General features: G+C 45.7%; 22 protein-coding genes and 1 pseudogene. 5 read left to right on the top strand and 18 right to left on the bottom strand.

Annotation, left to right across the window (positions count from 1 at the left end):
- Positions 1-1101: a hemolysin family protein gene (locus tag CW749_RS20430; RefSeq protein ID WP_101114241.1), complete on the bottom strand. Its 1101-nt coding sequence runs from the start codon at positions 1099-1101 to the stop codon at positions 1-3.
- A 262-nt stretch (positions 1102-1363) separates the two neighbouring features.
- Between CW749_RS20430 and hupA the strand changes: the two genes are divergently transcribed.
- Positions 1364-1636, top strand: a complete 273-nt coding sequence (gene hupA, locus CW749_RS20425) for a nucleoid-associated protein HU-alpha (protein WP_101114240.1) — start codon at positions 1364-1366, stop codon at positions 1634-1636.
- 39 nt (positions 1637-1675) lie between these two features.
- Positions 1676-2374: a DUF1481 domain-containing protein gene (locus CW749_RS20420; protein ID WP_101114238.1), complete on the top strand. Its 699-nt coding sequence runs from the start codon at positions 1676-1678 to the stop codon at positions 2372-2374.
- 123 nt (positions 2375-2497) lie between these two features.
- Here CW749_RS20420 and purD read toward each other — a convergent pair whose 3' ends face one another.
- The 3 genes and pseudogenes from purD to CW749_RS28595 form a co-directional block, all read right to left on the bottom strand.
- Entirely contained in the window at positions 2498-3787 is a 1290-nt protein-coding gene (gene purD, locus CW749_RS20415; RefSeq protein WP_101114236.1) for a phosphoribosylamine--glycine ligase, read from the bottom strand.
- Between the two features lie 282 nt (positions 3788-4069).
- A complete protein-coding gene (gene purH / locus CW749_RS20410) occupies positions 4070-5662 on the bottom strand; it encodes a bifunctional phosphoribosylaminoimidazolecarboxamide formyltransferase/IMP cyclohydrolase (protein ID WP_101114269.1) in 1593 nt (530 codons plus the stop codon).
- 200 nt (positions 5663-5862) lie between these two features.
- Positions 5863-5958: pseudogene (locus CW749_RS28595) on the bottom strand (phosphoribosylamine--glycine ligase); the annotation flags it as partial.
- 26 nt (positions 5959-5984) lie between these two features.
- Between CW749_RS28595 and zntR the strand changes: the two are divergent.
- Positions 5985-6428, top strand: coding sequence for a Zn(2+)-responsive transcriptional regulator (gene zntR, locus CW749_RS20405; protein WP_101114234.1), 444 nt, complete (start codon positions 5985-5987; stop codon positions 6426-6428).
- 114 nt (positions 6429-6542) lie between these two features.
- Here the strand turns inward: zntR and adhP are convergent, their stop codons facing one another.
- The 12 genes from adhP to CW749_RS20345 all read right to left on the bottom strand — a co-directional run bounded on the left by adhP (position 6543) and on the right by CW749_RS20345 (position 20546).
- A complete protein-coding gene (gene adhP / locus CW749_RS20400; RefSeq protein ID WP_101114232.1) occupies positions 6543-7556 on the bottom strand; it encodes an alcohol dehydrogenase AdhP in 1014 nt (337 codons plus the stop codon).
- A gap of 183 nt (positions 7557-7739) precedes the next feature.
- On the bottom strand, positions 7740-9383 hold the full coding sequence (locus CW749_RS20395) for a methyl-accepting chemotaxis protein (protein ID WP_101114230.1): 1644 nt from the start codon (positions 9381-9383) through the stop codon (positions 7740-7742).
- A 361-nt stretch (positions 9384-9744) separates the two neighbouring features.
- Positions 9745-10041 carry a DNA-binding transcriptional regulator Fis gene (gene fis, locus CW749_RS20390; RefSeq protein ID WP_002542007.1) on the bottom strand — a complete coding sequence of 99 codons (297 nt, stop codon included), beginning with the start codon at positions 10039-10041 and terminating at the stop codon, positions 9745-9747.
- 24 nt (positions 10042-10065) lie between these two features.
- Positions 10066-11034: a tRNA dihydrouridine synthase DusB gene (gene dusB, locus CW749_RS20385; protein WP_180958458.1), complete on the bottom strand. Its 969-nt coding sequence runs from the start codon at positions 11032-11034 to the stop codon at positions 10066-10068.
- Between the two features lie 149 nt (positions 11035-11183).
- A complete protein-coding gene (gene prmA, locus CW749_RS20380; RefSeq protein ID WP_101114226.1) occupies positions 11184-12071 on the bottom strand; it encodes a 50S ribosomal protein L11 methyltransferase in 888 nt (295 codons plus the stop codon).
- Between the two features lie 122 nt (positions 12072-12193).
- Positions 12194-13537, bottom strand: a complete 1344-nt coding sequence (gene accC, locus CW749_RS20375; RefSeq protein ID WP_101114224.1) for an acetyl-CoA carboxylase biotin carboxylase subunit — start codon at positions 13535-13537, stop codon at positions 12194-12196.
- A gap of 14 nt (positions 13538-13551) precedes the next feature.
- Positions 13552-14013, bottom strand: a complete 462-nt coding sequence (gene accB, locus CW749_RS20370; RefSeq protein WP_101114222.1) for an acetyl-CoA carboxylase biotin carboxyl carrier protein — start codon at positions 14011-14013, stop codon at positions 13552-13554.
- Between the two features lie 82 nt (positions 14014-14095).
- Complete coding sequence (gene aroQ, locus CW749_RS20365; protein WP_101114220.1) at positions 14096-14548, bottom strand: type II 3-dehydroquinate dehydratase; 453 nt, start codon at positions 14546-14548, stop codon at positions 14096-14098.
- A gap of 250 nt (positions 14549-14798) precedes the next feature.
- Entirely contained in the window at positions 14799-15704 is a 906-nt protein-coding gene (locus CW749_RS20360; RefSeq protein ID WP_101114218.1) for a DMT family transporter, read from the bottom strand.
- Positions 15705-15916: 212 nt separating this feature from the next.
- The gene (acs, locus tag CW749_RS20355; RefSeq protein ID WP_101114217.1) at positions 15917-17866 is read right to left on the bottom strand and encodes an acetate--CoA ligase; all 1950 of its coding nucleotides are present in this window, start codon (positions 17864-17866) and stop codon (positions 15917-15919) included.
- A gap of 191 nt (positions 17867-18057) precedes the next feature.
- Positions 18058-18693 (bottom strand): 3'-5' exonuclease, encoded by a 636-nt coding sequence (locus CW749_RS20350; RefSeq protein ID WP_101114215.1) that lies wholly within the window; start codon positions 18691-18693, stop codon positions 18058-18060.
- Between the two features lie 26 nt (positions 18694-18719).
- Positions 18720-20546 (bottom strand): DUF294 nucleotidyltransferase-like domain-containing protein, encoded by a 1827-nt coding sequence (locus CW749_RS20345; RefSeq protein WP_101114213.1) that lies wholly within the window; start codon positions 20544-20546, stop codon positions 18720-18722.
- Positions 20547-20862: 316 nt separating this feature from the next.
- Here CW749_RS20345 and CW749_RS20340 point away from each other — a divergent pair, with 316 nt between their 5' ends.
- Positions 20863-22011: a 3-phenylpropionate MFS transporter gene (locus tag CW749_RS20340; RefSeq protein WP_101114211.1), complete on the top strand. Its 1149-nt coding sequence runs from the start codon at positions 20863-20865 to the stop codon at positions 22009-22011.
- Positions 22012-22110: 99 nt separating this feature from the next.
- A complete protein-coding gene (locus CW749_RS20335; protein ID WP_101114209.1) occupies positions 22111-25542 on the top strand; it encodes a PAS-domain containing protein in 3432 nt (1143 codons plus the stop codon).
- A 30-nt stretch (positions 25543-25572) separates the two neighbouring features.
- On the opposite strand, the gene CW749_RS20330 is transcribed toward CW749_RS20335, so the two are convergent.
- Positions 25573-26175, bottom strand: a complete 603-nt coding sequence (locus tag CW749_RS20330; protein ID WP_180958457.1) for a porin family protein — start codon at positions 26173-26175, stop codon at positions 25573-25575.
- A 274-nt stretch (positions 26176-26449) separates the two neighbouring features.
- Entirely contained in the window at positions 26450-26932 is a 483-nt protein-coding gene (locus CW749_RS20325; protein ID WP_101114205.1) for a hypothetical protein, read from the bottom strand.
- Positions 26933-27000: the final 68 nt, after the last annotated feature.

Below are 27000 nucleotides of genomic sequence, written 5' to 3'. Positions count from 1 at the left end.
TTATTGATTTTTATCGATGTTTTCGACAACAGGTGGTTCAGCCTCATCGTCGTCATCCCGACTTTCAATTACACCATGTGTTTCTTTCCACTTTTCCCAGCGCTGGTTGGCTAAGAACTGCATGTCGCTTGTTTTGTCTGCTTCATCGACAATTTCTTCGCCGAGTAAGTACTCGAAGATGTCTTCAAGAGTCACAATACCTTGAATTGTGCCGTATTCATCCACAATCAGTGAGAGCTGTACGCGCTGCGCCATCATTTGGTCAAACGCTTTCGGTAACCCTTTATTGTTTAAGATTACGTGAATAGGGCGCATCACTGCCCCCAACTGTTTCTCACCTTCGCCAGATTGGCGCATTCTAAATAGTTCCAACCGATGAACAAAGCCAAGGATATTGTCGGTTTGTTGGCTGTAAACCAATGGGCGAGAAAAAGGCGTATCTTTATGATCTTCTAGGAACTCATTGATCGTCATCTCAGCATTGACGCGAAAAACAACTGGGCGTGGCGTCATTACCTGAGTTACAGGTACATCTTGAATGTTCAGTAAGTTATGCAAAATACGAGATTCGCCTTCTGCAAATTCTCCTGATTCTTTCGCCAATATTGCCATTGCTGACAATTCGTCACGCATTTTTGGTGCTTGATGCCCATGGGCTAGACGTTTGGTGATCTGTTCTGAAAACCAAACAAAGGGTGTAAGTGCCCATACCATCCAGCGAAGTGTCGTTGCCGCCGATGGAGCAAGCTGTCGCCAGTATGTTGCACCTATGGTCTTAGGGACGATTTCAGAGAAGACAAGAATACCGAACGTAAGTACCGCGGAAAATACACCGAGCCACTGGCTACCAAATACAACAGCAGCTTGTGCACCTGCTGTGGCGGCGCCAATCGTGTGAGCAATCGTATTGAGCGTCAAGATGGAGGCGAGTGGTCTGTCTATGTCCTCCTTCAATTCATACAATTTTTGAGCTGACGGATGGCCTTGTTGTCGAAGCTGGGCAATATAGCTGGGGGTAATACTCAATAATACCGCTTCTAAAACTGAGCAGATAAATGACACTCCAATCGCAATGGAGACATATAAAGCGAGCAGTAACATAGTTTCCTACAATCAATTGTTAGCGTCGATATCAATAGAATCCCAATGGAAACTAACTATCGACTAAGTTATAAATCGGTTCTGAACAGGAGAAAAACAAGCTCAAGAGTGAGAAAACTCGTAACAAATTGTGAGGTAAAGCTCATAATCCGGCTAAAAAATCGGCAGAAGAGCGAAAGTGAGGTGACAAACCTTTGCCACAACAGGCATTTATGGATTACAGTGAATTAGATTTCGAAAAACATACAAGAAGGGAAACCTAATGAACAAGACCCAACTCATCGACTTCATCGCAGAAAAAGCTGATCTATCTAAAGCACAAGCAAAAGCAGCTCTTGAAGCGACTCTTGGTGGAGTGACTGAAGCTCTTAAAGAGGGTGACCAGGTTCAACTTATCGGTTTTGGTACATTCAAAGTAAACCATCGTGCAGCTCGTACCGGTCGCAATCCTAAGACTGGCGACGAGATTCAAATTGCAGCAGCGAATGTTCCGGCATTTGTCGCTGGTAAAGCGCTGAAAGAATCAGTGAACTAATCTATACTACGCCGAGTTTTTACTCGGCGTAGTTATTTTATGAAGCGATACTTTTACGCACCTCTGTTACTCGCCACGTTAGTTGGCTGTTCTTCAAGTTCAAACACACCACAAGCTAACCAGTATGCTTATTATTCTGGTGGTCAGTCTATTGGTGATTCCACAAGCTTTTATTGGTTTACCAAAAGGCTAGGCAGTGCCTATTCGGCTGCTGACTATGTGACGTCTGGAGATTACGGTTACTACCGTACCGATTATGCTTGGCAAGGGGATGTACTGCGTGAGTTGATTCGAGAAGGTTATCGAACCAATGATGAGCAAGAGCTCGTGCCTTATCGTGTCCATTTACGATTTAGCGCTTCTGGTGAGGCTGTTTATCAACAGTTAAGGTTGGATGGTAAAGTCCTGCCTATTCCTGAAAAACAAATCAAACGCTATCAACAAGAAGCCAATTTTGTTGTAGAAACAACAGAAGCCCAAGACAAGGAAAATCTAGAACTTGTTCAAGGGTATTGGGACGGCGAAACGTTCGAAACCTGCGATGACAGGGAATACGAAAAGTTAGCCTTCAACCAGACGCTCCCCAGTTTCGTGGTTAATCGTTTATCTACAGTAGATAGCTACGTAGCCTTTATTGGTCAAAAAGAGCTTAAAACGCTTTCTGTGAGTGATTTGCTGATGTTGTCAGAGGATAACCAGGATTGTATTAAGCGCCCGTCGTTTATCGAGCAGAACTAAGCAGTAAGCAAACTAGGTAGTAAGTAAACTTGGCACTTGCTGCTAAACAAATACAAAAAAGGCACTCAATGAGTGCCTTAATTATTTTTATACGTACGATTTTTTTTCGTGCTCGAGAAAATATTACTTTTCTTGCTCACGAGCAATCGCTCGATAACCAATGTCGCTGCGATGGAATACACCTTCCCAGTGAATCTGTTTTGCAAGCTCGTAAGCACGTTGTTGTGCTTCCGATACGCTGTTACCTAGAGCGGTTGCACAAAGTACACGACCACCGTTGGTCACAATGTCGCCGTCTTTATTGTCTGTTCCCGCGTGGAATACTTTCTCGCCTGCCGTTTCCTGTTGAGGGAGACCTGAGATCACATCGCCTTTGTTGTATGCTGCTGGGTAGCCACCGGCAGCCAATACAATACCGATTGACGCACGTGAATCCCATTTAGATTCTACTTGATCCAGCTTTTCATCAATTGCAGCTAAACACAGTTCTACAAGATCGGATTCCATACGCATCATGATAGGTTGAGTTTCAGGGTCGCCAAAGCGGCAGTTGTACTCGATCACTTTTGGCGTGCCGTCTTTGTCGATCATCAGACCTGCGTATAGGAAGCCTGTGTACGGGTGACCTTCAGAAGCCATGCCATTCACGGTAGGGTAAATAACTTCTTCCATGATACGGTTGTGGATTTCTTGAGTTACGACAGGAGCCGGAGAGTATGCCCCCATGCCGCCAGTGTTAGGACCTGTATCTTTATCACCTACACGCTTGTGGTCTTGGCTGGTGGCCATCGGAAGCACGTTTTTACCGTCGACCATCACGATGAAGCTCGCTTCTTCGCCGTCTAGGAATTCTTCGATAACCACTCGGCTGCCTGCTTCACCAAATGCATTGCCAGCCAACATATCTTTAATGGCGTCTTCCGCTTCTTGCAATGTCATTGCAACGATTACGCCTTTACCAGCCGCAAGACCATCTGCTTTAACAACAATGGGTGCGCCTTGTTCACGAACGTAAGCTAACGCAGGCTCAATTTCTGTAAAGTTAGCGTAAGCCCCTGTAGGAATGGCGTGACGTGCTAAGAAATCTTTTGTGAACGCTTTAGAGCCTTCGAGCTGAGCTGCAGCTTCTGTTGGACCAAATATAGGTAAGCCAGCTGCACGGAAGGCATCGACGACACCGATAACTAACGGCGCTTCAGGGCCGACAATGGTCAGCTCAATGGCGTTTTCTTTGGCAAATGCGACAAGTGCTTCAATGTCTTCGACACCGATAGCGACATTTTCGAGTTTAGGTTCAAGCGCTGTCCCTGCGTTGCCAGGTGCAACGAAAACAGTTTCAACGTTTGGGTTTTGCGCTGCTTTCCAGCCCAAAGCATGTTCTCTACCGCCAGCACCGATAATTAGTACATTCATGTTTTAAAATCCTTATAGCTGCTTCAGAGCCTTTATTTCTGTGTCAAACATGCTCACTTATGGTCATAAGCTCCGCGTGTTTTCCTTGAACTAAAGTCACTGACTTGCTCTACGTATTTCAAATATTGGAATATTTAAAAAACAAAATTATAAGTCTTGCTCAAAGTAGTTGGTGATGTGGCTAGGTAGCAATTGAGCCCATCCCCGGGAGCATAGTCTGCTATGTGACCGGGGTGGGCGAAAGCAGCTAACAACGCCACAGTGCCAAATACGAAGAGGAAATTAGTGGCGGAAGTGACGCATGCCAGTAAAGATCATCGCCATGCCGTGTTCGTCTGCAGCTGCAATAACTTCGTCATCACGCATAGAGCCACCTGGCTGAATCACGCATTTGATGCCCGCTTCTGCCGCGGCATCGATGCCATCACGGAATGGGAAGAATGCGTCAGATGCCATAACGCAGCCTTCAACCTGTAGGCCTTCGTCTGCGGCTTTGATGCCTGCGATTTTCGCAGAGTAAACGCGGCTCATTTGACCTGCGCCTACACCGATAGTCATGTCACCTTTCGAATAAACGATCGCGTTAGATTTCACGTATTTCGCAACTTTCCAGCAGAATAGCGCGTCTTTTAGCTCTTCTTCTGTTGGTTGGCGTTTAGAAACCACTTTAAGGTCAGACGCTTCAACCATGCCTTGGTCACGGTCTTGAACTAACAGGCCGCCGTTAACGCGTTTCACGTCAAAGCCAGTCGTCTTAGTTGTCCACTCACCACACTCAAGTAGGCGAAGGTTTTTCTTAGCCGCTACGATTTCTACTGCTTCAGCAGAAACAGAAGGTGCAATGATAACTTCAACAAATTGGCGCTCAGTGATAGCGGTTGCTGTTGCTGCATCTAGTTCACGGTTGAATGCGATGATGCCGCCAAATGCAGACGTTGGGTCTGTTTTGAATGCGCGGTCGTAAGCTTCTAGGATGTTTTCACCTAGTGCTACACCACATGGGTTAGCGTGCTTAACGATGACACATGCTGGCTCGTCGAACTCTTTCACACACTCAAGTGCTGCGTCAGTGTCAGCAATGTTGTTGTAAGAAAGCGCTTTACCTTGAATTTGGTGAGCAGTCGACACTGATGCTTCTTCAGGGTTTGCTTCAACATAGAATGCCGCTGCTTGGTGGCTGTTCTCACCGTAGCGCATGTCTTGCTTTTTCTCGAACTGTTGGTTGAACGTGCGAGGGAATTTGCTCTCTTCATCACCTTCTTTGTTCTCGCCGTAGCTAGGAACCATAGTGCCGAAGTAGTTGGCGATCATGCCGTCGTAAGAGGCTGTGTGTTCGAATGCTGCGATAGCAAGGTCGAAGCGAGTCTCTAATGTTAGAGATTTCTCGTTAGCGTCCATTTCAGCGATAACACGGTTGTAGTCGTGTGCGTTCACAACGATAGTGACGTCTTTGTGGTTTTTCGCTGCAGAGCGAACCATTGTTGGACCACCGATATCGATGTTCTCAACAGCGTCAGCCAGCGTACAACCTTCTTTAGCAACAGTTTCTGCAAACGGGTATAGGTTAACCACGACCATATCGATAGGGTTAATACCGTGTGTTTCCATGATGGCATCGTCTTGACCGCGACGACCAAGAACACCACCGTGAACTTTAGGATGAAGCGTTTTAACGCGACCGTCCATCATCTCAGGGAATCCAGTGTAATCGGATACTTCGGTTACAGAGATGCCTTGTTCGGCAAGAAGGCGGGCTGTGCCACCAGTAGACAGGATATCAACACCGCGGTCGGCAAGAGATTTTGCAAACTCAACGATACCAGTTTTGTCTGATACGCTGATAAGAGCGCGGCGAATAGGACGAGCGTTATTCATTGCTTCCATCTTCCTCAAATTCACAGAGTAGTTAGATTAAAGATATTTGCCAAAAATGTACTTGTTCTTACGCTCATTAAGGATAAATAGAATTATCATTCCTTAGGTCATGCCATTATTATTAGAGACATGTGAGCAAAGATATTGGCCAGTTTTGGTAAAGACCTTTGATTGGTCGATGTATTCATTTCAACTCGAAATTTGATGGCGCGTATTCTAACTAAATTATTACAAAAAAGCTCGCGCAATCGTTTGGCGTCACAAAAATAATTAGGAAAATCCGTTTTTGACACCAAAATCGTAACAATAAGGTTAAAAAAACATGTTTCAGATTGGTGAGTTAGCTAAAAGGTGCGAAGTCAGCACTGACACGTTACGCTTCTACGAAAAGAATAAATTGATATCGCCAGCTGGGCGAAGCGAGTCCGGCTACCGGCTTTATGATGAAGAAAATCAAAAACAGGTTCAGTTTATCCTCAAATCTAAGTCTCTTGGGTTGAGTTTGGATGAAATTCGTGAACTTTTAGATATTAAGTTAGAAGCGACAGAACACAGTTGTGCTGAAGTTAAGTCGATCACGTCGGCGAAACTGACCCTTATCGATGAAAAAATTCATGACTTAACACGAATTCGTCGAGCATTGAAGAAAATCAATGATGCGTGCTGTGGGCACGTCGATGACGATGCTAGCCATTGTTCAATTCTTGAGGCATTGGCAGGAGAAAAAGTGCATGGTCGTGGAGTTTGCTGTGATGAGCGACAATAAGTTACGTTGCTTAAAGAAAGTGGCTACCGGTTAATGATGAATAAAAATGGGCAGCTTTAGAGCTGCCCATCGTGTATCTGCAGTTGAGAATTACTGTGCTTGGGTGAAGGAGAGTTACGCAAACTCCATCACGATTCGACCGGTAATTTCGCCTTTTTCCATATCAGCAAAGATGTCATTGATGTCTTCAAGCTGCTTTACTTCCGTGATGGCTTTCACTTTACCATCAGCCGCAAATTGCAGACATTCTTGCAGATCTTTTCGCGTACCAACAATAGAGCCAATCACCTTCACACCATTCAAGACGGTATCAAAAATAGGGATAGGCATGTCTTCAGGAGGCAACCCAACCAATACACATGAACCGCCTCGTCGGATGGCTCTGTATGCTTCTTGGAACGCAGGCTTGGATACTGCGGTGCAGACAACACCATGTACTCCACCAACCAGATCTTGAATGACTTCAGAAGGCTTCTGCTTCATGAAATCGATACAATGAGTGGCACCGAGTTCCTTTGCCAGCGCCAGCTTCTCATCTCCCGTATCCACAGCGATGACATTCATACCCATTGCTACTGCGTATTGAATCGCCAAGTGACCTAAGCCACCTGCACCAATAATCGCGACCCATTGCCCAGGTTTTACACTGGTGACTTTCAAGGCTTTGTAGGTGGTTACGCCTGCACAGAATAAAGGCGCGGCATCGACGTAGTTGAGACCGTCAGGGATTTTAATCGCATATTCGCCATTCGCGAGGCAGTATTCAGCATATCCGCCATCGACAGAGTAGCCAGCATTATGCTGATCGAGACAAAGGGTTTCTTGACCTTCTAAGCAGTAATCACAATGACCACAAGCACTATAGAGCCACGGGATTCCAACGCGATCCCCCACTTTTAAGTGGTGGATCTCACTGCCGACTTCGACAACTTCACCTACGCCTTCATGTCCGGGGACCAATGGCATTTTAGGCTTCACAGGCCAATCACCATGACAGGCGTGTAAATCGGTGTGGCATACGCCACAAGCGTGGATCTTAACTAACACATCACGTGCCTTTACGTTTGGCAGCGGAATATCTTTAATGACCAGCGGTCCTTTAAACTCATTCACCACAGCGGCTTTCATGGGATTCTCCATCAGTGACTAAATGTTTTCGATAATCATTCTCATTTATATGGTATGAATTTAAATTGATATTAATCACGAAAGGTGAGGAAAATGAAGCGCGGTTTCTAGTGTGTGATAGACAACAAAAAACGCCACTCGATGTGGCGTTTTAGTGTGTTTATCCAACCACACCTTGAATGATTAAACCTTGAAGTGATGGATTATCTTTTGGAGGTTTTGCCCATTACTAAGCAATACTTCACTTGCCTGTGCAACTTGCGTTGCTTGGGCTGCCGACTGATCGCTGTTTTCTGAAATGATGACCAAATTTTTACTGATCTCTTCGGTAGCAAGAGTTTGCTGAGCGCTTGAATCGGCTATTTGCTGGTTAAGATCCAAGATATGGCTGATTTGTTGCCCAATTTCGGCCAGTGTTTCTCGTGCTTCCTTAGCTTGTCCGTGGGTGGCATTGGATTGGACTTGTGTTTTCTCCATTGCAGAGGTAACCGTTTTTGCTCTAGCTTGTAGGTTACCTACAATTTGTTCTATCTCATCAGTACTTGCTTGCGTCCGAGTTGCTAAGGTACGCACTTCATCGGCCACAACCGCAAAGCCTCGTCCTTGCTCCCCAGCACGAGCGGCTTCAATAGCTGCGTTGAGTGCCAATAAGTTAGTTTGCTCAGCAATACCCCGAATAACATCCAATACCGTACTCACCGTTTCAGAATCCTGAGCAAGTTGAAGGGTACTTTTTTCCGTTTCTGTCAGTAGGTCGGACAGTGAGCTCATATGGCTCGTCGCACTATCGATAACACTAACCCCTTGCTCACCCAATTGTGCAGCTTGTTGTGCAGCATCTGCGGCAGAAGAGGCTGACGTAGCGACTTCTTGGTTACTGGCGTGGAGCTCATTCATCGCAGAGGCAACTGTATCGACGGATTGATGTTGTTCACCCGCCTTCATTGACGCATCTGACGCTACTTGGTTAAGTTGTGTTGCGGCGCTAGTAATGCCTTCACTTACAGGAATCATGTCGGTGACAATAGAGCGTATTTTGTTGGTAAATAGGTTAAATGCCGCAGCGATGTGGCTGAGTTCATCCTTTCCATTCGAAGGTAAGTCTTTGGTGAGGTCGCCATCTCCTTCGGCGATATCATTAAGTGCTTCTTCGGTGTCAACACAAGGTTTGGTAATGCTGTAGCCAAACCAAGTGGCAATAAGAGCCATAGTAATCAAGCAGGCAATTATAATCATAATGATTGACTGGGCTCGCTCCCAAAACAGCGCATCTACATCATCAATGTATACCCCACTTCCAACAATCCACCCCCATGGTTCATGGAGTTTTACATAAGACACTTTTTCTACATCGACTTCCGAACCAGGCTTTGGCCACATGTAATTGACGAACCCACCGCCGTTGTTTCGTTTAACTTCGTTAACGAATTCAATGAAAAGTGATTTTCCTGTGGGATCTTTTACACCGGACAAGTCCTTACCATTAAGTTGAGGTTTAATAGGGTGATTAACCATATAGGGGCGGGTGTCGTTTACCCAGAAGTAATCATTTTTCTCGTACCGCAGACCATTTAGTGCAGCCTTAGCTTGGGTCTGTGCTTCTACTTTAGTAAGAGTTCCATTTTTTTCGAGTTGGTAAAAATGATTAATGACACTGTGCGCTGTCTCAACCAAATGGCGAGTTTTTACTTGTTTAGCGGTGAGAAGATCACCGAAGTAAGCGTATTTTATGTAGGCAAGTGGGGCGAGCATAAGTAACGCAATAGTAAGCGTCATAATGTACAGCCGTGATTTGATGGACACGGAGCGCAAGCTAATTCCATTCATATCGACAATCCTTTGTTTAGTGATTCGTTTACGAGGCGTTATTTTTATTTTTTTAAGCTACATCGTGTTCGTTACACGTCGACGACGTGTACCAAATTAAAGTTAGCCTTTAATTGATTATAAAAAGGTGAGCTAGATAGATAAATTCGACCAAAGACGCACAAAACGAATTAATTCATGCTGCTTTAGGATGGAAGTTAAGTGTTTGCTTATGAAGGAAAATGCGCTTTTGAGCTGTACAGTAATTTTATTGGGCTTTATGTGAATGAGAGCAAGAAGTGAGTGCGAGATTTGGATTCCAATAAAAAAGCCCTGACCAAGTAGTCAGGGCTTTAAAATTCGGTAGAAAACTGATCTGTGATTAGTTCATGCCGTATTTTTTAAGTTTCTTACGAAGCGTACCGCGGTTGATACCCATCATAGTTGCTGCGCGTGTTTGGTTACCACGAGTGTATTGCATGATGGTGTCTAGTAGTGGCTGCTCTACTTCTGCCAATACTAGTTCGTACAGGTCGTTGACTTCCTGGCCATTAAGTTGAGCAAGGTAGTTTTTAAGAGACGCTTTTACTGAGTCACGTAATGGCTTTTGAGTGATCTGGTCTTGTGAGGTCACTGTAGTTACTGTCAATGCTTCGGAAGTCAGATTTTGTTCGAACATATTCGGTCTAGCTCTTTTCTGTAATTATGATGCAACGTTATCAAAATAACCTTCTAGCGCGTCCAGTTGCAGCGGAGCCGCTTCTATAGCGTTGAAGGTACGGCGAAACTCACTTGCTTGCTCATGTTCTTTTAAGTACCAGCCAACGTGCTTACGCGCGATTCTAGGACCTAAAAACTCCCCATAAAACTCATGAAGTGCCTTCACATGACCAAGCATAATGTCTTTCACTTCCAATACTGGAAGGGAAGCCATCGTGCTGCCGTTTTCCAAATAGTGGTGGATTTCCTGAAAAATCCACGGTCGACCCTGGGCAGGGCGACCTATCATCAAAGCGTCCGCACCAGTGTATTCCAGTACGAATTTGGCTTTTTCCGGGCTATCGATATCACCGTTAGCAATAACCGGTATGGAAACCGCCTGTTTAGCCGCTTTGATGCTTTCATATTCCGCCTCGCCTTTGTACATACAAGCCCGAGTTCGCCCATGTAGAGCAAGAGCTTGTATGCCGCAGTCTTCGGCCATTTTAGCAATTTGAACACAGTTCTTATTGTCTGTATTCCAGCCTGTACGGGTTTTCAATGTCACGGGAACATCAACGGCATTTACGACAGCGGTCAGTATCTTTTCGACAATGTCCGGATGCTGAAGTAATGCTGAGCCGGCAAGCTTCTTGTTTACTTTCTTAGCAGGGCAACCCATATTGATATCGATAATTTGTGCACCATTATCAACATTATATTGAGCGGCTTCTGCCATCTGCTGGGGATCTGCCCCTGCAATCTGTACGGAGCGAATGCCCGATTCGCCTTCATGTACCATGCGTTGTTGGGATTTAGCTGTTTTCCATACTTTGGGGTTTGACGACATCATTTCACTGACAGCCAAGCCCGCGCCGTATCGTAGACATAACTCTCGAAAGGGTCTATCGGTGACTCCTGCCATAGGAGCGACGATAAGATTGTTCTTAAGTTGATAGTTTCCGATCTTCAAAACAGCATTCAGTTCTATACCAGCAAGGGCGCGCATTTTACGCATTTTTTTGCAAAGAGAAAAGCTTAATTTTTGAGCATTTACAATTTGTTTTTTAAAATGCCTAAATTTCAGTCAATTAGAATAGAAGCGCTTACTTTCTCTTGCTTTTAGGCATTTTTCTTGCCCGAGATTCGGCACCATTCTGATTGTTCAATAATCGGATCGATGTTCAGTTCGTCTCGGTAGTAATTTGCTACGTCTTCTGCTTGTGTATCTAACACACCAGACATTGCGAGCATGCCTTCAGGTTTAAGCAACCCTTTAATAACACCAGAGAGCTCACGCAGTGGTCCTGCAAGAATATTGGCAACCACAACGTCCGCAATAAGGTTGTCAGGCTGATCTTGTGGCAGAAACAATTCGAGCTGGTCCGCTACGCCATTTCGTTCTGCATTTGCTCTGGAAGCTTGAATAGCCTGCGGATCGATATCAATCCCAATGACTTTACTTGCGCCCAGTTTGATTGCAGCGATAGCCAGAATGCCAGAGCCACAACCAAAATCGATCACGGTTTTACCTTCGAGCTCAATTCCTTCAAGCCATTCAAGGCAGAGCGAAGTCGTTGGGTGCGTACCGGTACCGAAAGCTAAACCTGGATCGAGCATAACGTTAACGGCGTTTGGATCCGGGATATCTCGCCAGCTTGGGCAAATCCACAAACGCTTGCCAAATTGCATTGGGTGGAAATTCTCCATCCATTCGCGCTCCCAGTCTTTGTCTTCAAGTTGCTCGACTTTGTGCGCAAAACCATCTTCTAACAGACCGCTATCTGCAATTTGATTTAAGACTTGTTTAGTATCGGTTTCAGCATCGTACAGTGCGACAACGTCCGTTTCACCCCATAAGCGAGTTTCCCCCGGAAGCGGCTCGAACACAGGAGTATCTTTGGCGTCTAAAAAGGTAACGGATAATGCGCCTGTGTTTTCCATCAGCATATCGCCGATTTGTTCCGCGTTCTTGTCGCTCGCATTGAGTTTGATTTGAATCCAGGGCATGGAGTGCACCTTTTTGTCATATTGAAATTGGTGGAGGAGTCTAGCTGATTTGGACAAAAAAAACACTCCCCGACACTTTCTCAAGTGCGGGGAGTGCGGTTTGTCTTTATCGGCGTAAACGCTTACTGAAGACCGAGTTTCTTCTCAAGGTAGTGGATGTTTGCACCACCGTGTTGGAAGTTCTCATCATTCATGATCATTTCTTGCAGAGACACATTGGTTTTGATGCCTTCAACGATCATTTCACCCAATGCGTTTTTCATACGAGCAATCGCAACATCACGGTTTTCACCAAAGGTGATCAGTTTACCAATCATTGAATCGTAATGAGGAGGTACTGTGTAGCCTGTGTAGATGTGTGATTCCCAACGTACGCCCATACCGCCAGGTGCATGGAAACGTTCTACCTTACCTGGAGAAGGCAAGAAGCGCTCTGGATCTTCGGCATTGATTCGGCATTCAACCGCATGACCGCTGATCTTAATGTCGTCTTGAGTGTAAGAAAGCGGTTGACCAGCGGCAACACGAAGTTGCTCTTTGATGAGGTCTACGCCTGTCACCATTTCAGTAACTGGGTGCTCTACCTGAATACGAGTGTTCATTTCGATGAAGTAGAATTCGCCGTTTTCGTATAGGAACTCAAATGTACCTGCACCGCGATAGCCAATTTCCAAACAAGCACGCGTACAACGCTCACCGATGTATTTACGCATTTCTGCAGTAATGCCCGGTGCTGGTGCTTCTTCCACTACTTTTTGGTGACGACGCTGCATTGAGCAATCACGTTCGCCTAGGTGGATTGCACCACCCTGACCGTCTGCAATGATCTGAACTTCAACGTGACGTGGGTTTTCTAGGAATTTCTCCATGTAAACGATGTCGTTGTTGAACGCTGCTTTTGCTTCCGCACGAGTCATTGCAATCGCTTCAATCAATTCTTCTTCGCTACGAACCACACGCATACCACGACCACCACCACCACCAGAGGCTTTTATGATCACAGGGTAGCCAATGCGTTTCGCGTGCGCTTTGTTTTTGCTGCCGTCGTCATCTAGCGGACCGTCTGACCCAGGTACGCATGGAACGCCTGCTTTTTTCATCGCAGTGATAGCGGAAACTTTGTCACCCATTATGCGGATGGTTTCGGCTTTAGGACCGACGAAAATGAAACCGCTGCGTTCAACTTGCTCTGCAAAGTCTGCGTTTTCAGATAGGAAACCGTAGCCAGGGTGAATAGCGATAGCACCAGTGACTTCCGCAGCAGAAATAATTCTTGGAATATTCAGGTAGCTGTCGATACCACGAGCAGGACCGATACAAATGGATTCGTCTGCCAGTAGTACGTGTTTAAGGTCACGGTCAGCGGTTGAGTGAACAGCTACCGTTTTAATACCCAGCTCTTTACATGCGCGAAGGATACGAAGTGCAATTTCACCTCGGTTCGCGATGACTAATTTATCTAGCATATAATCAGCCTCAGTTATTCGATGATAACGAGTGGTTGGTCAAACTCAACAGGTTGACCGTCTTCCACTAGAATGGCTGTAACTACGCCAGATTTGTCCGCTTCAATTTGGTTCATCATTTTCATTGCTTCAACAATGCAAAGCGTCTCGCCAGCTTTAACGCTTTGACCGATTTCGATAAATGATTTTGATTCTGGGCTTGGAGAGCGGTAGAAAGTACCGACCATTGGAGAAAGAACATGGTGTCCAGCCGGTACAGCTTCAGCTGGAGCTTCTGCTGCTGGTGTCGCAGGTGCAGCTACAGGTGCTGCTGCCGCTGGAGCGACAGGCGCTGCTGCGTATTGAATAGGCGCCGCGATAGGAGCAGGACCTGAACGACTGATTCGTACTGACTCTTCACCCTCAGAGATTTCAAGCTCTGCGATGCCAGATTCTTCCACTAACTCAATCAGCTTCTTAATTTTACGAATATCCATCTTATTTTCTCTTTCTCAAATTAGGTGACTCTCAAGTTTCGAGAGTGTTCTGTGTCATGTATTACTTATTTGACTGCTGGTATTACCCATTTGACTGCAAGTGACTTACCGCTGCAGCCAATGCGAATTGGTAGCCTTGGGCACCCAAGCCACAAATTACCCCGACGGCTTTATCCGATAGGTAAGAATGATGGCGGAAAGGTTCACGTGCGTGAACGTTAGATAGGTGCACTTCAATGAACGGAATGTCGACGCCCAATAACGCGTCACGTAGAGCGACACTAGTATGGGTAAACGCTGCTGGATTGATAACAATGAAATCCACATTTCCCATGGCAGCATGAATGGCTTCAATCAGTTCGTATTCACGATTGGATTGCAGATGCTGGATTTCTACATCAAGCGAAACCGCCTGGTGTTCTAAATCATCAATGATCTGAGAGAGCGTTTTAGAGCCATAATGTGCCGGTTCACGGAGACCCAAAAGATTAAGATTAGGACCGTTTAGAACCAGAATACGTGATTTTGTAGCCATCGTGAGGTTATCTTCCTTTAACTAGAGGTTAAAATTCGACATTCCAAATTTTGTGAGCTGATAATTAAATTTAGAGGTCTAAATTACCGTCTTGCTCAAATTAACTGTCGATTATAGACAATTCAGCGCAATTAGCAGCAAAATACTGGTCAAACCTCGACAATTTTGTGTCAAAGATAAGGAAATTTGTGAGGAAGATAAAGAATCCGGACCCGCCTTCAAGGAGACAGTAGTGGCGAGCCCGGAAAACTTATTTGTTTGAGCGAGAAACCAACCATGTAGGAAGTTGTGGAACTTTGGCAATGACGATACCAATGAGTAAAGGCAGCAGCAGTTGCTGTGACAGCTCTGATAGGTGGTTATCGTTTATCCACGCGTCGAGAAGCAGCGCAACTACTGGGAATATGAGAAAACAGAGTGAAGCCGTGAAGGGTGCCGTCATTTGATTGAGGGAGAAGTACGCAACAATACCAATGACACTTGCAACAAGCCCTAGATAGACCACGGCATACATCGATTCGGCGGTGAAGTAATGTGCGTCCGGCTGTTCCATAAACAGTCCAACAACCAATAGTAATAACGCGGCGATACCAGAAGGCAATGCGTTATAGGTAAGCACATGGATTCCCTTTGCATACTTTTGAGTTAACACATACATGACGGCATGGATAAGCACGGCGCTTACGAGCGCTAGGATACCTGCGTTGTCATTGCTGTCACCCATCTCCAGCTCGCCTGATAGAATCAAACACAACGCGATGACGGCCATGCCTAATCCAAAAAATTGGTGAGCAGAAAGACGCAATGACAAGCTGACCATAGAAACGGCTAAAACCGCGATTGGCATATTGGCAAAGATGATGGAGGCCAACCCAGAAGAGATGTATTGCTCGCCTAATATCATCAGGGTAAAGGGAATCGCGAAGTAAAATACAGCGACAGCCACCATGAATTTTCGTTTGCCCTTTGGGAAAAGTAAGGCTTTTTTCATCAGCAGTGTCACAGCGATTAATAAAGGGGCAGAAATCAGGAACCGCAGGCCTGTCGCGGTAATCGGGGGGATGGTTTCAACCGCAATTTCCATCGCCATCCATGTTGTACCCCATATCAAACAAACGGAGACAAATGTGATGGTGCAAAGTAATTGTTTAGACATTGCTTTTATCTGTTACTGAGAAAGAGCGTCTATTCTATGCAATCAGTAGGAGTGGTAATTTCTCAATGTAGCACGACTTTTTCGTATAAAGAGAAAGGCATTTTCTAATATGACGTTTTACAGAAAAATTTTCCTTAACACGGAGTTCAGATAAAAAAGCCAGGTCAAAAGACCTGGCGAAGTAATAAAGGTGGAAATTAGGTTGAATCAGATTAAGACAGGTTCTGATTTTCTTCTATGAGCTTATTCACCACGCTTGGATCGGCAAGTGTCGAAGTATCGCCCAAGTTGCTGGTATCGCCTGTGGCGATTTTACGTAAAATTCGACGCATGATTTTACCCGAACGCGTTTTCGGTAGAGAATCTGTCCAGTGCAATACGTCTGGTGTTGCGATAGGACCAATCTCTTTGCGTACCCAGTTCTTCACTTCTTTGTGAAGTTCTGCACTTGGTATTTCACCGTCATTCAAGGTGATGTAGGCATAAATCGCCTGACCTTTGATATCGTGAGGAACACCAACGATAGCCGCCTCGGCAATCTTATCGAAGGCAACCAACGCCGATTCAATTTCTGCAGTACCCATACGGTGACCAGAAACGTTTAGCACATCATCCACACGACCAGTGATCCAGTAATAGCCATCTTCATCACGGCGAGCACCGTCACTGGTGAAGTACATGCCTTTAAATGTAGAGAAATAGGTTTGTTCAAAGCGCTCGTGATCGCCATAAACAGTACGCATTTGCCCTGGCCAAGAGTCGAGAATCACAAGGTTACCGTCTGCGGCACCTTCAATGATGTTACCTACGTTATCGACAAGTGCTGGTTGTACGCCAAAGAATGGGCGAGTCGCTGAGCCCGGCTTCAATGCGGTTGCACCAGGCAGTGGTGAAATCAAAATACCGCCTGTTTCTGTTTGCCACCAAGTATCCACGATAGGTGATTTTTCATCACCGATGGTTTTGTAGTACCACTCCCACGCTTCAGGGTTAATCGGTTCACCAACAGAACCCATGATGCGCAAGCTGCTGCGGTTTGTACCTTCAACGGCTTCATTCCCTTTTGCCATTAAGGCGCGAATTGCCGTTGGTGCGGTGTAAAGAATGTTGACGTTGTGTTTGTCGACTACTTCGCTCATGCGGTTTGTTTTCGGGTAGTTAGGCACACCTTCAAACAAGATAGTTTTGGCACCGTTAGCAAGCGGCCCGTAAATTAAGTAAGTGTGACCCGTGATCCAACCTACGTCTGCAGTACACCAGAAGGTTTCGCCTTGCTGGTAATCGAACACGTACTTGAATGTCATTGTTGCGTAGACGAGGTAACCACCTGTGGTGTGTAAAACGCCTTTTGGTTTACCTGTGGAACCAGAAGTGTAAAGAATGAAAAGCGGGTCTTCTGCGTTCATTTCTTCTGGCGGGCAATCATCCGATACCGCTGCGGTTGCTTCGTGCCACCAAACATCACGCTGCTCATCCCAAGCAACATCGCCACCTGTGCGTTTTAGAACCAGTACTTTTGAAATGCTGTCGACTTCAGGGTTAGCCAATGCATCATCGACATTTTTCTTCAATGGAACCGCACGACCACCACGAACCCCTTCGTCTGCTGTAACAACAACTTTTGCGTTGGAATCAACAATACGACCTGCCAGTGCTTCTGGAGAAAAACCACCAAAAACGACTGTGTGAACCGCACCAATACGCGTACAAGCCAGCATTGCCACGGCAGCTTCCGGTACCATTGGCATGTATAAACAAACGACATCACCTTTCTTAACGCCTTGCTCTTTCAGGGCGTTAGAGAAACGGCAGACTTCTTTGTGGAGTTCATTAAAGGTCAGTGTTTTATCATCGGCTGGGTCATCCCCTTCCCAAATGATAGCAACTTCATTGCCGCGCTCGGCGAGGTGACGGTCGATACAGTTTGCAGAAACGTTGAGTGTTCCATCTTCAAACCAGCGAATATCGACGTGTCCAGTATCGAAGGAGGTTTGTTTTACGTTGGTGTAAGGTTTGATCCAATCTACGATTTTTCCGTGTTCGCCCCAAAAGCCCTCTGGGTCGCTGACAGATTGTTGGTACATCGCCAGATAAGTGTCGTTATCAGCGTGGGTCTTAGCTTTAATATTTTCTTTGACCGGATAAACGTGGGCTTCACTCATTGCTCTCTCCTTGTGAATTCAGCAAGTTCCATTATTTCCGAAATGATATGGAAATCGGTTGGTATTAACTCTCAGCTACCCCCAGTTTTTCTACAATTAGACTTTAGGATGATAAGGGGGCATTTGCCTTTATAAGCAGCGGCTTACTTAGAAAATTGAGAGGTGGATCAGCGCTTTAATTGCAGAGCAAGCTAACGCACATAAGCAGAGGTCAGAGCAGGTAGGTCGCCATAAGTGAGACGAACGTAAACTAATGCAGCCGAAATGGCGTCTTGCAGAGCATCATGTTTGTTGTCTTGTGGGGGTAGGTCCAAGTGCTTGCAGATGGCATCCAAGCTGAGATCAAAATAAGCATTAGGTAGGTGGCGCTCAAGCTTTTCGTGATAGATCTGGCTGACTTCCAACAAAGGGTTTGGAAGAGGAAAGCCCAAATGGCGCTTACAGGCTAGATCAAGAATCGTTTTGTCATAACGGATGTGATAACCCACAACAGGGCGGTTGCCAATGAATGCAATTAACGCCTCTAGTGCGTCTTTTTCATTCATTCCCCCTGCAAGGTCACTATGGCGGATTTTGTGCACACAAACGGAATCTGCATTAAGAGATTGAGGTGCACGTAAACGAACATGGAATGGCTGGCTGGTGATGATACGGTTGCCAATGATTTTTGTGGCAGCAATAGTGACCAGTTCGGCTCGGTTAGGGTCTAGGCTGGTGGTTTCACAATCGAGAGAAACAAATTCCGTTTCATGGGGCGCATCAAATAGTGATTGATACGGGTTTCCCTTTAATTTTCTGCGCCACCACCAGCGAAACAATCTATTCATATGACCTCTTTGTCTTTGTTGTTCTCTTAGTCACGGATTTGATAATGATAGCCTAGCCATTGCTTGAACTTTTTCACAACATGCAGGCTGTGCCTGAGAAGATCCCTTTCAGAGCGGTCCAGTAATTTGAGTTCTATATTGTTACCACTGTGATGCTCTGATAACTGCTGCGCTAAACGTAATTTAAAGAACAATTTGAGCGCTTCCGTCAGGTTGTCAGCCGTGTCAGGCTCAAGAATCCGCTTTTTCTGTAGTGCTTCTATGCGGTCAAAGGTGTTCTTTTCAATTAAAGCGTATTCCAACGAAAGTGCGCGAATACCGTGCACAATGGGAAAAATGCCACCTCTTTTTATATCGAGCCCATCTTTGCTTTTTTTGACATTCCCAAACAGAGTGAGAGGGAGTGAAAACTGCAAGGCTGGGCGAGTAAAATCCATTAGTACGAGCATGTTGTTCTTCATGCTGTCGGAGATATGCTGTGCCACGGGGGTAAGTAACTCGTGGTTTCCCGCCACAGCGTGAGCATCGGTGAGAATAGCAAGTTTCATTACGTTCTCTGCCGTCCCCTTTGTGATCCATCGAGTTACAGTGCGTTGCCAATCACTTTGGCTATGCACCCAATCGGGGTTATTCACCATGACTTTGCCGGGGCAAAGAGGGTAGCCGAGTTGCTGCAGAGTATGCGTAAATCGCTCCATGACTTCTTGGCATTCTGCCCATTCAACGCCATCTTGTAATATCAGCGCATTGTCTTGGTCGGTTTTGAGTACCTGTTCCCCTCGTCCTTCAGAGCCCAATACGATCAGGCAGCATTTATCGTGCATGGGGGAGGGAATGATAAGGTGGAAGGCTTTCTCAATGATTTGTTCGTTGACTGCGGAAATAAGCTCCATGATAAAGCGAGTTCGAATGCCGTTATTGATTAGGCTTTCAACCAAATGTCGCTGCCTATTGGCTGCCAGGGCGAGCTCTTCAATGCTTTGAGCACGGGCAATGCTGAGAGATAAAACGTGTGAGTGTGTCGAGAAGCTAGACAGTATTTGTGTCATGTCTAACATGCCAACGGGCTCACTGCCATTGCAAACCATAACACGCTTCATTCGTTGACGAGTCATGGTGATCATCGCATTAAACAGGAAGTCCCCATCTTCGATGTAATACACAGGAAAGGTTGCAATGGTGCCTACAGGCGTATCCAGTGGGTGGTCATCTAACATGACGGCATGCAGCATGTTGGTTCGCGTAATAATGCCAAATGGGTAAGGAGTCGAAGATTCAGCAAGCCTCGGATCGTGCTCTTCCAATCGCACTAATGCACTGTCGATTGAGCGCTCTTTCATGAGTTTCGTTACGGCATTGAGTGGCTCATCGTGATCAAGAATCAGTACCGGATGATAAATGCTGTCATCGACTTTCGTGAGAATGAACTCCCCAAGATTTTGCTGCTTCTGTGCCGCTTCGACCAGCTCTTGCCGTTTCGACAGGTTGGAATCGAAATAGGCAGAAAACTTTGGGTTGGTTTGGTACAGCTCGATAAAGACTTCACTTGGGAGCAAATAACTTAAGGTGTCTTCTAAGGCGATGTACTTGTGCTTAACGGTTCCTTCTAGCTGAGCGCGCACATCAAATAAATCATCGTTCGCATAATGTGCGAAGATTTCTTGATCGTCCCCTGAGCGCTCTTCTACTCCACCTTTTATCAGAATGTGTAACGCTGTCCCCGTTTGACCAGGTTTAAGTATGGTTTCATTTTCGCGGTAATACGCAACATCTAAAGAGGCTCTTAGTCGTTCTTGTTCCTGCGTTGAAAGCCGATCAAAAGGAGCGGCGTTCATATTGAATTTATCCGGCATAGCTGAACAGCTCTAACACAATGACATTATCAATAGTGTTGGTAAAAAGTGGGATAAGCTCCAGACGACTTTGGTCTAATGGGTGCAGAGAACTGAGTTGAATCGGAGGAAATTCTATCTGGCTGAATGCGAAATCAGAGATTTCGAAGGGGGTCGTTCTAGGTTGTTAAAATGATAGGTGTTTGATAATAAAGCGCTTCATTTTTGTTGGGTGTATTCCGTTAAACAGGGAAGAAAAATCTCTCAAATTTTTCTCTTTTAGTTTGATGCGAAGTTGGGATAATGTCGCCCCGTTCCTTATTCAATTAGGTGTTTAATGCTCCGCAGTACCCCATATGGCTGGATATCTCAGTATTTTGTCGGCTTCTTTTTCTCTTATGGCGTCCATTTGCCTTTTTGGGCAATTTGGTTTGCTTCACAAGATATTTCAGCGTCTGACATTGGTGTGCTGATCGGGCTTGGGCTGGCTTGTCGGTGCTTTGCCAATTTGGTGATTACCCCACGTCTGCACAAGGTTGAACACCTAATCCCAGCCCTTCGTTGGCTCACTTTGGCATCGATGCTCGCCATTGTTGCGCACTTATTTGTTGGGGGCGACTTTTGGCTTCTGGCTGGTGCAACCATTCTATTTAACCTCTCTTGTGGTCCTGTGGTTCCATTAACCGATGCGATGGCGAACTATTACGCTCGCCTCAAGTTACTGGATTATGGAAGAACAAGGCTTTGGGGCTCCATTGCTTTTGTGGCGGGTTCGACAGTCGTGGGATATTTAGTGGCGATATACGGAGCGAGCGCCATTATTTATACCGCATTGGCAGGGTTTGCTGCTTCCATGCTATTGGTGATGCGCAACCCCGATGTGATGCCTGTTTCGGAAACGGAAGAAAGCAAGGAAAGACCAAAACTGACGGCGATTTTGAAAGACTCGTCCGTGGTTCGCTTTCTGGTTTTAGCGTCGTTAATTCAAGGGAGCCACGCCGCTTACTACGCCTTTAGTTCGCTACATTGGAAGTCTTCGGGTATTTCAGCAGATATCATTGGTTATCTCTGGAGTTTAGGGGTAATTGCTGAAATTTCCGTATTTGCGTTCAGTAAACGCATGTTCATGGGGTGGTCACTGCGATTGTTATTTGTTGTGGCGTCTGTGGGCGTATTTGTGCGATGGGGGCTGACAGCATCCACTACGGATATTGGGGCACTAATTATGGTTCAACTTCTCCATGGGGTGACATTTGCTATGGCACATATTGCTGCTATTCAATTCATTCAAAAGCAGAGCCAAAACAAAATGGTACCCTTACAAGCGCTGTACAATGCAATTCCTCTCGGGGCATTCATAGCATTAATGACAACACTCAGTGGTTGGGGTTATGAGAAGTGGGGCGAGAATGTATTCTGGATGATGGCCGCGATGGGTGTCATTGCCATTTTTATACGAGTAGATTCGAAGAAATCAGTGCGGTAGCACAATTTCAAAGCGAACCGTTTGAGATTAAAAATGAGACAACGTTAAATGAAAACCAGAGCATAGCTCTGGTTTTTTGCGTTACAAGGAAAGTTATTAATGCAAGGTTGGATTGTCATCCCCGTTTCATTGACCTATCTCGGTCTGTTGTTTTTTATTGCTTGGTATGGCGATCGCCGTGTGAAATGGCTGTCACGCTGGCGTCCTTGGATCTACAGTTTGTCGATTGCGGTGTACTGTACCTCATGGACTTTCTACGGAACGGTAGGGCAAGCAAGCAGTAACCCTTGGTCTTTCATTCCCATCTATGTTGCTCCGATTCTCGTCTTCACCATCGGCTGGCGCTTGCTCGCACGGCTAATCCTTATCGCTAAACGTGAACACATAACATCTATTGCTGATTTTATCGCTGCTCGATATGGAAAATCGCAAGGTTTGGCAGTCACGATCACCATTATTGCTGTGGTGGGGATTCTGCCATATATCACCCTTCAGCTCCGTGGTATTACCATGGGGCTAGAGCTGGTTGCGCCAAATTTAACCGAAGATTTGGGGTATCAAGACGCCAATATTTCTTGGTTTGTGGTGTTGGCGTTAGCTATGTTCACCATGCTCTTTGGAACAAGGCACATCGACAATACCGAGCACCACCGTGGCATGATGATGGCCGTCGCATTTGAGTCCATCGTAAAGCTGGTGGCTTTTCTCACTGTGGGTTGCTTTATTGCTTATGTTGCTTTGCATACGCCCGAGCTCGACTTAATGGCGATTGCCAGTGAAACTTACGAATCACCGAATGTTCCAACGCTCGTCATTCACACCATATTAACCATGGCTGCCATTATTTGTTTACCACGACAGTTTCACACGATGGTGGTAGAAAACGAAAAAGCGAAAGATCTCTACACCGCGCGGTGGCTGTTTCCGATTTACTTAGTATTGATGGGGCTGTTTGTTTTGCCAATTGCATGGGCAGGACAGGGGCTATTAACAGGCGTTTCGCCTGACTCCTATGTGATCAGCTTGCCTCTCTCCATGGGGGCAGAAAACATAGCATTGCTGGCGTTTTTGGGCGGTACGTCTGCCGCGTCGGGCATGGTTATCGTGTCGACGATCGCGTTAGCCATCATGGTCTCAAATGATTTAGTTTTGCCGCTCATTCTAAGGCGAATGAAGCTTTCCGAGCGAACCCATACCCACTTCTCTGGCATGTTATTGAATATCCGCCGAGGGCTAATTCTTTTGCTATTGGCAGGAGCGTGGGCATTTTATCAAGTGCTTGGCAGCATCAGTTCGTTGTCGGTGATTGGGTTGCTTTCGTTTGCCGCAATCGCACAATTTGCGCCTTCATTAATCGGTGGTATGTATTGGCGAGAAGGCAATCGAAAAGGGGTTTATGTCGGTTTATTTGCGGGCTTTACCGTGTGGCTTATCACCCTAATGAGTCAAACGGAGATGCTGGCAGGCAGCGCCGACAGTAACTTTTTATTGTGGGTGGTTACGCCACCGGATGTGCTATCAAACCTATCGCTGTCTATGTCGGACTGGGGTATGTTTCTGAGTGTATTGCTGAACACTTTCTTTTATATCGCAGTGTCCCTATTTACTCGCTCTAGCCTAAGTGAGCGCTTACAGTCGGCAGCGTTTGTCGGAACACCGTTGCCGGAAAGCGAAAATGTCAGCTTGTATCAAAGCCGAGTGACCGTGGCAGAATTAGAGATGCTGGCGTCTCGATTCGTTGGGCGAAGCCGCGCCCGTGCTGCATTTCGGAATTTCTGGAACCAACAAGGTGGCGACATGTTACCTAATCAGCAAGCTTCGTCAGCCCTCATCCGCCACACTGAGCGGGTGCTCGCTGGTGTGTTTGGTGCCTCTTCCGCTAAGTTAGTCCTTACTTCTGCGCTTCAAGGCAGAAATATGCAGTTAGAAGAAGTTGCGACCATCGTCGATGAAGCTTCTGAGTTGTATGATTTTAGCCGAGGGTTACTGCAGGGCGCGATTGAACATATTAGCCAAGGCATTACCGTGGTGGATAAGCAGCTTAGGTTGGTGGCATGGAATCAGCGATATTTGGAGTTGTTCGATTTTCCTACGGGGCTTATTCAGGTCGGTCGCCCCATTGCTGATGTGATTCGTCACAATGCTCAACAAGGGCTATGTGGTCCAGGTGACCCAGAAGATCATGTAAAACGACGCGTCGAGCACCTCGTACGCGGAACCAAGCACACCTCTTCTCGAATTCGGCCTGATGGTCGTTTTATAGAGGTGCAAGGTAACCCAATGCCAGGCGGTGGCTTTGTGATGAGTTTTACCGATATCACCGTATTCCATGAAGCAGAAAAAGCGTTGAAAGAAGCCAACGAAAATCTGGAATCACGCGTGCATGAGCGAACCATCGAGCTAGAACGGTTGAATAAGCGCTTGGTCTCCGCTACTCAAAGTGCAGAATCAGAATCGCATTCCAAGAGCCGATTCCTTGCTGCGGTCAGCCATGATTTGATGCAGCCGTTGAATGCGGCGCGACTTTTTGCTTCATCTCTTTCTGAGACCGCCAAAGATGACGACACGAAAAAGTTCTCTCACCACATCGAGAGCGCACTTGGCGCAGCGGAAGAACTTATTGGCGACTTGCTGGATATTTCTCGATTGGAGTCGGGGAAACTAGAAACCAATGTACATGCATTTTCCTTAAATGATGTGCTCGATAATTTGGATGCCGAGTTCAGCGCGTTAGCCAAACAACAAGGTATCAATTTCAAAATGGTGCCTTCCAATCTACTGGCGGAATCTGATCCCAAATTATTGCGCCGAGTGCTGCAAAACTTCCTCACCAACGCTTTTCGTTATAACCCGAAAGGCAAGGTACTGCTGGGGGCTCGCCGAGTGGGTAACCAAGTTCGAATCGAGGTTTGGGACAATGGTGTTGGCATTCATGAAGACAAACAAGCCGCTATTTTTGAAGAGTTTACGCGCGTAGAGGTAGGGCACAGCGATCAAGGCTTAGGGTTAGGGCTTGCGATAGCAAAAGGTATCGCTCGCGTGCTTGGGCACGAGATTTCTCTACGTTCTTGGCATGGGCAAGGCACCGTTTTTTCGGTGGCATTAAACCGAAGTGCTCAAATTGAACCTCAAGCAGCGATATCAGCACCAGCCAATACCAGTGATGTGGCTGGAATGAAGGTTCTTTGTGTTGATAACGAAGCGGACATCTTAGTAGGAATGCAAGAGCTACTGGAGCGGTGGGGCTGCGACGTGAAAGTGGCAGAAGATCTGGTCCAAAGCTTAAAAGCACTCGAAAACGATTGGGCACCGGAAGTGATTTTCTCCGACTATCGCTTAGATCATGGCAGAACGGGATTAGAAGTTTTGCAGCAATGCCGACTCAGATTGGGTGACAGTTTTGAAGGGGTGATTATCAGTGCCGATCGGACCGACGACATGTTGGACGCCATTCAATCTAATGGATTCAGTTTTATCGCCAAACCAGTGAAACCGTTAAAATTAAGAGCGGTGTTGAATCGGGTAAGTTGAAAAAGAGCGCCTTTTGGCGCTCTTTTTAAATTAGAACTTGTAGCCGATACCTACGTAGAACGAACTAAGGTCTAATGTGATACCGCCGTCTTCAATACTTGTCTTTTTATAACCTGCACGAGCTAAAACGCCGTTGTGGTGCTGGTATCCACCTTCTAAGCCGTAAATGAAGCCATTTTCACTTGATGTCTTAATTGCAAAGTTGTTTACCAAGTCCAGATTAAGAGTGTATGAACCGTAGCCAAGAGTACCACCAATATAGATGTTGTCATTGACGTAGTATTTTGGTTTTACATTCAGTGCAGTGCTAGTGATATAAGCTTCAGCTGCTCTATCTGAGAACGTTTTGTAGTTGCCCCAGTTATAAAATTCTAACTCAGCAGCAACATTAATTTTGTCGTTGGCTTTGAATTCATAACCAAGGTTGAAGCCTGATGCAATATCTAGGTCAGAGTTGTATGGATTATCGCTAGAAATGGATTCTCCAGAGACAGATGATTCTCCCGAAAGTCCCAAATCCAAACCTGCGTAAAAGCCTTCTGTTTTTACTGACGTTGGCGCGTTGTCTTCTTGAGCTTGTGCTGGAAGAGCGATAGCTAGAGAAAGTGCGCTCAGTAGAATTGTTTTATTCACTTTTATAATTTCCTGATTGATATATCTATTTTTTCGCGCGAATTATTATTTCTAATTCATATGTTTATCAATGGACAAATTGTTAGTGTTTATTAATAGTTAGATATTTTATAATTTTTCGGAGGTTGCCCAGATTGAGCTGAAATAGAAAAACCGTCAGATAGACGGTTTTTGGGGGAGTTTTAATGTTGTTTAGGGCTGAATTTCGCTAATCGATCTATCGTGCAAAATTCAGATTAAGTCGTTTCTTGAGTGAATTTTTCTCTTAAATCGACTATTTATCTTCAGTAAACAGCGTTTCGTAAACCACGAATTGGGTGTTTGCTTCACCGTAATATAGCGTGTCGCCAGACTGAAATACCATCAGTAACTTGCTTTCTTCATTCTGTGGAGCATTAACGGTTAAGTGCCAGCTTTGCGCATCGATTTTACGCATTTTTGATGGAATACGTTTATCGTCAGGGGAGTCTGCTATTGCGATTTTGGCGCCCTCTAAAGGTAAATCTGCTTTTAAACTTAACGTCAATTGACCATCTTTAATCCCTTCTGAGCGAAACTGTACTTTAAAATCCCCATTTTCCATATTGCACAAACCGCTGGTGTAGCGGCAATTGGATTTGCTTGCCAGCTTATAAGATTCCCCTTCTTTGGCAGCATGCGGTTTCTCGCTTATTGCTGCGTCCGTACCGAAATACGCAATAATGGCAAGAATGGGAGCGATGAGCATGGCAATAATAAAGTGCTTGTTTTTAAACATGTTTGGGCTTCTTCCTGCTGACTTTTATCTAAAATGCCTCAGATGAGGAGATAAAAAAAGCCCCTGTC

Origin of the sequence: Vibrio sp. vnigr-6D03, assembly GCF_002835515.1 — a bacterium.
Classification (GTDB): Bacteria; Pseudomonadota; Gammaproteobacteria; order Enterobacterales; family Vibrionaceae; genus Vibrio; species Vibrio penaeicida.
This window is presented reverse-complemented; position numbering and strand designations above follow the sequence as displayed.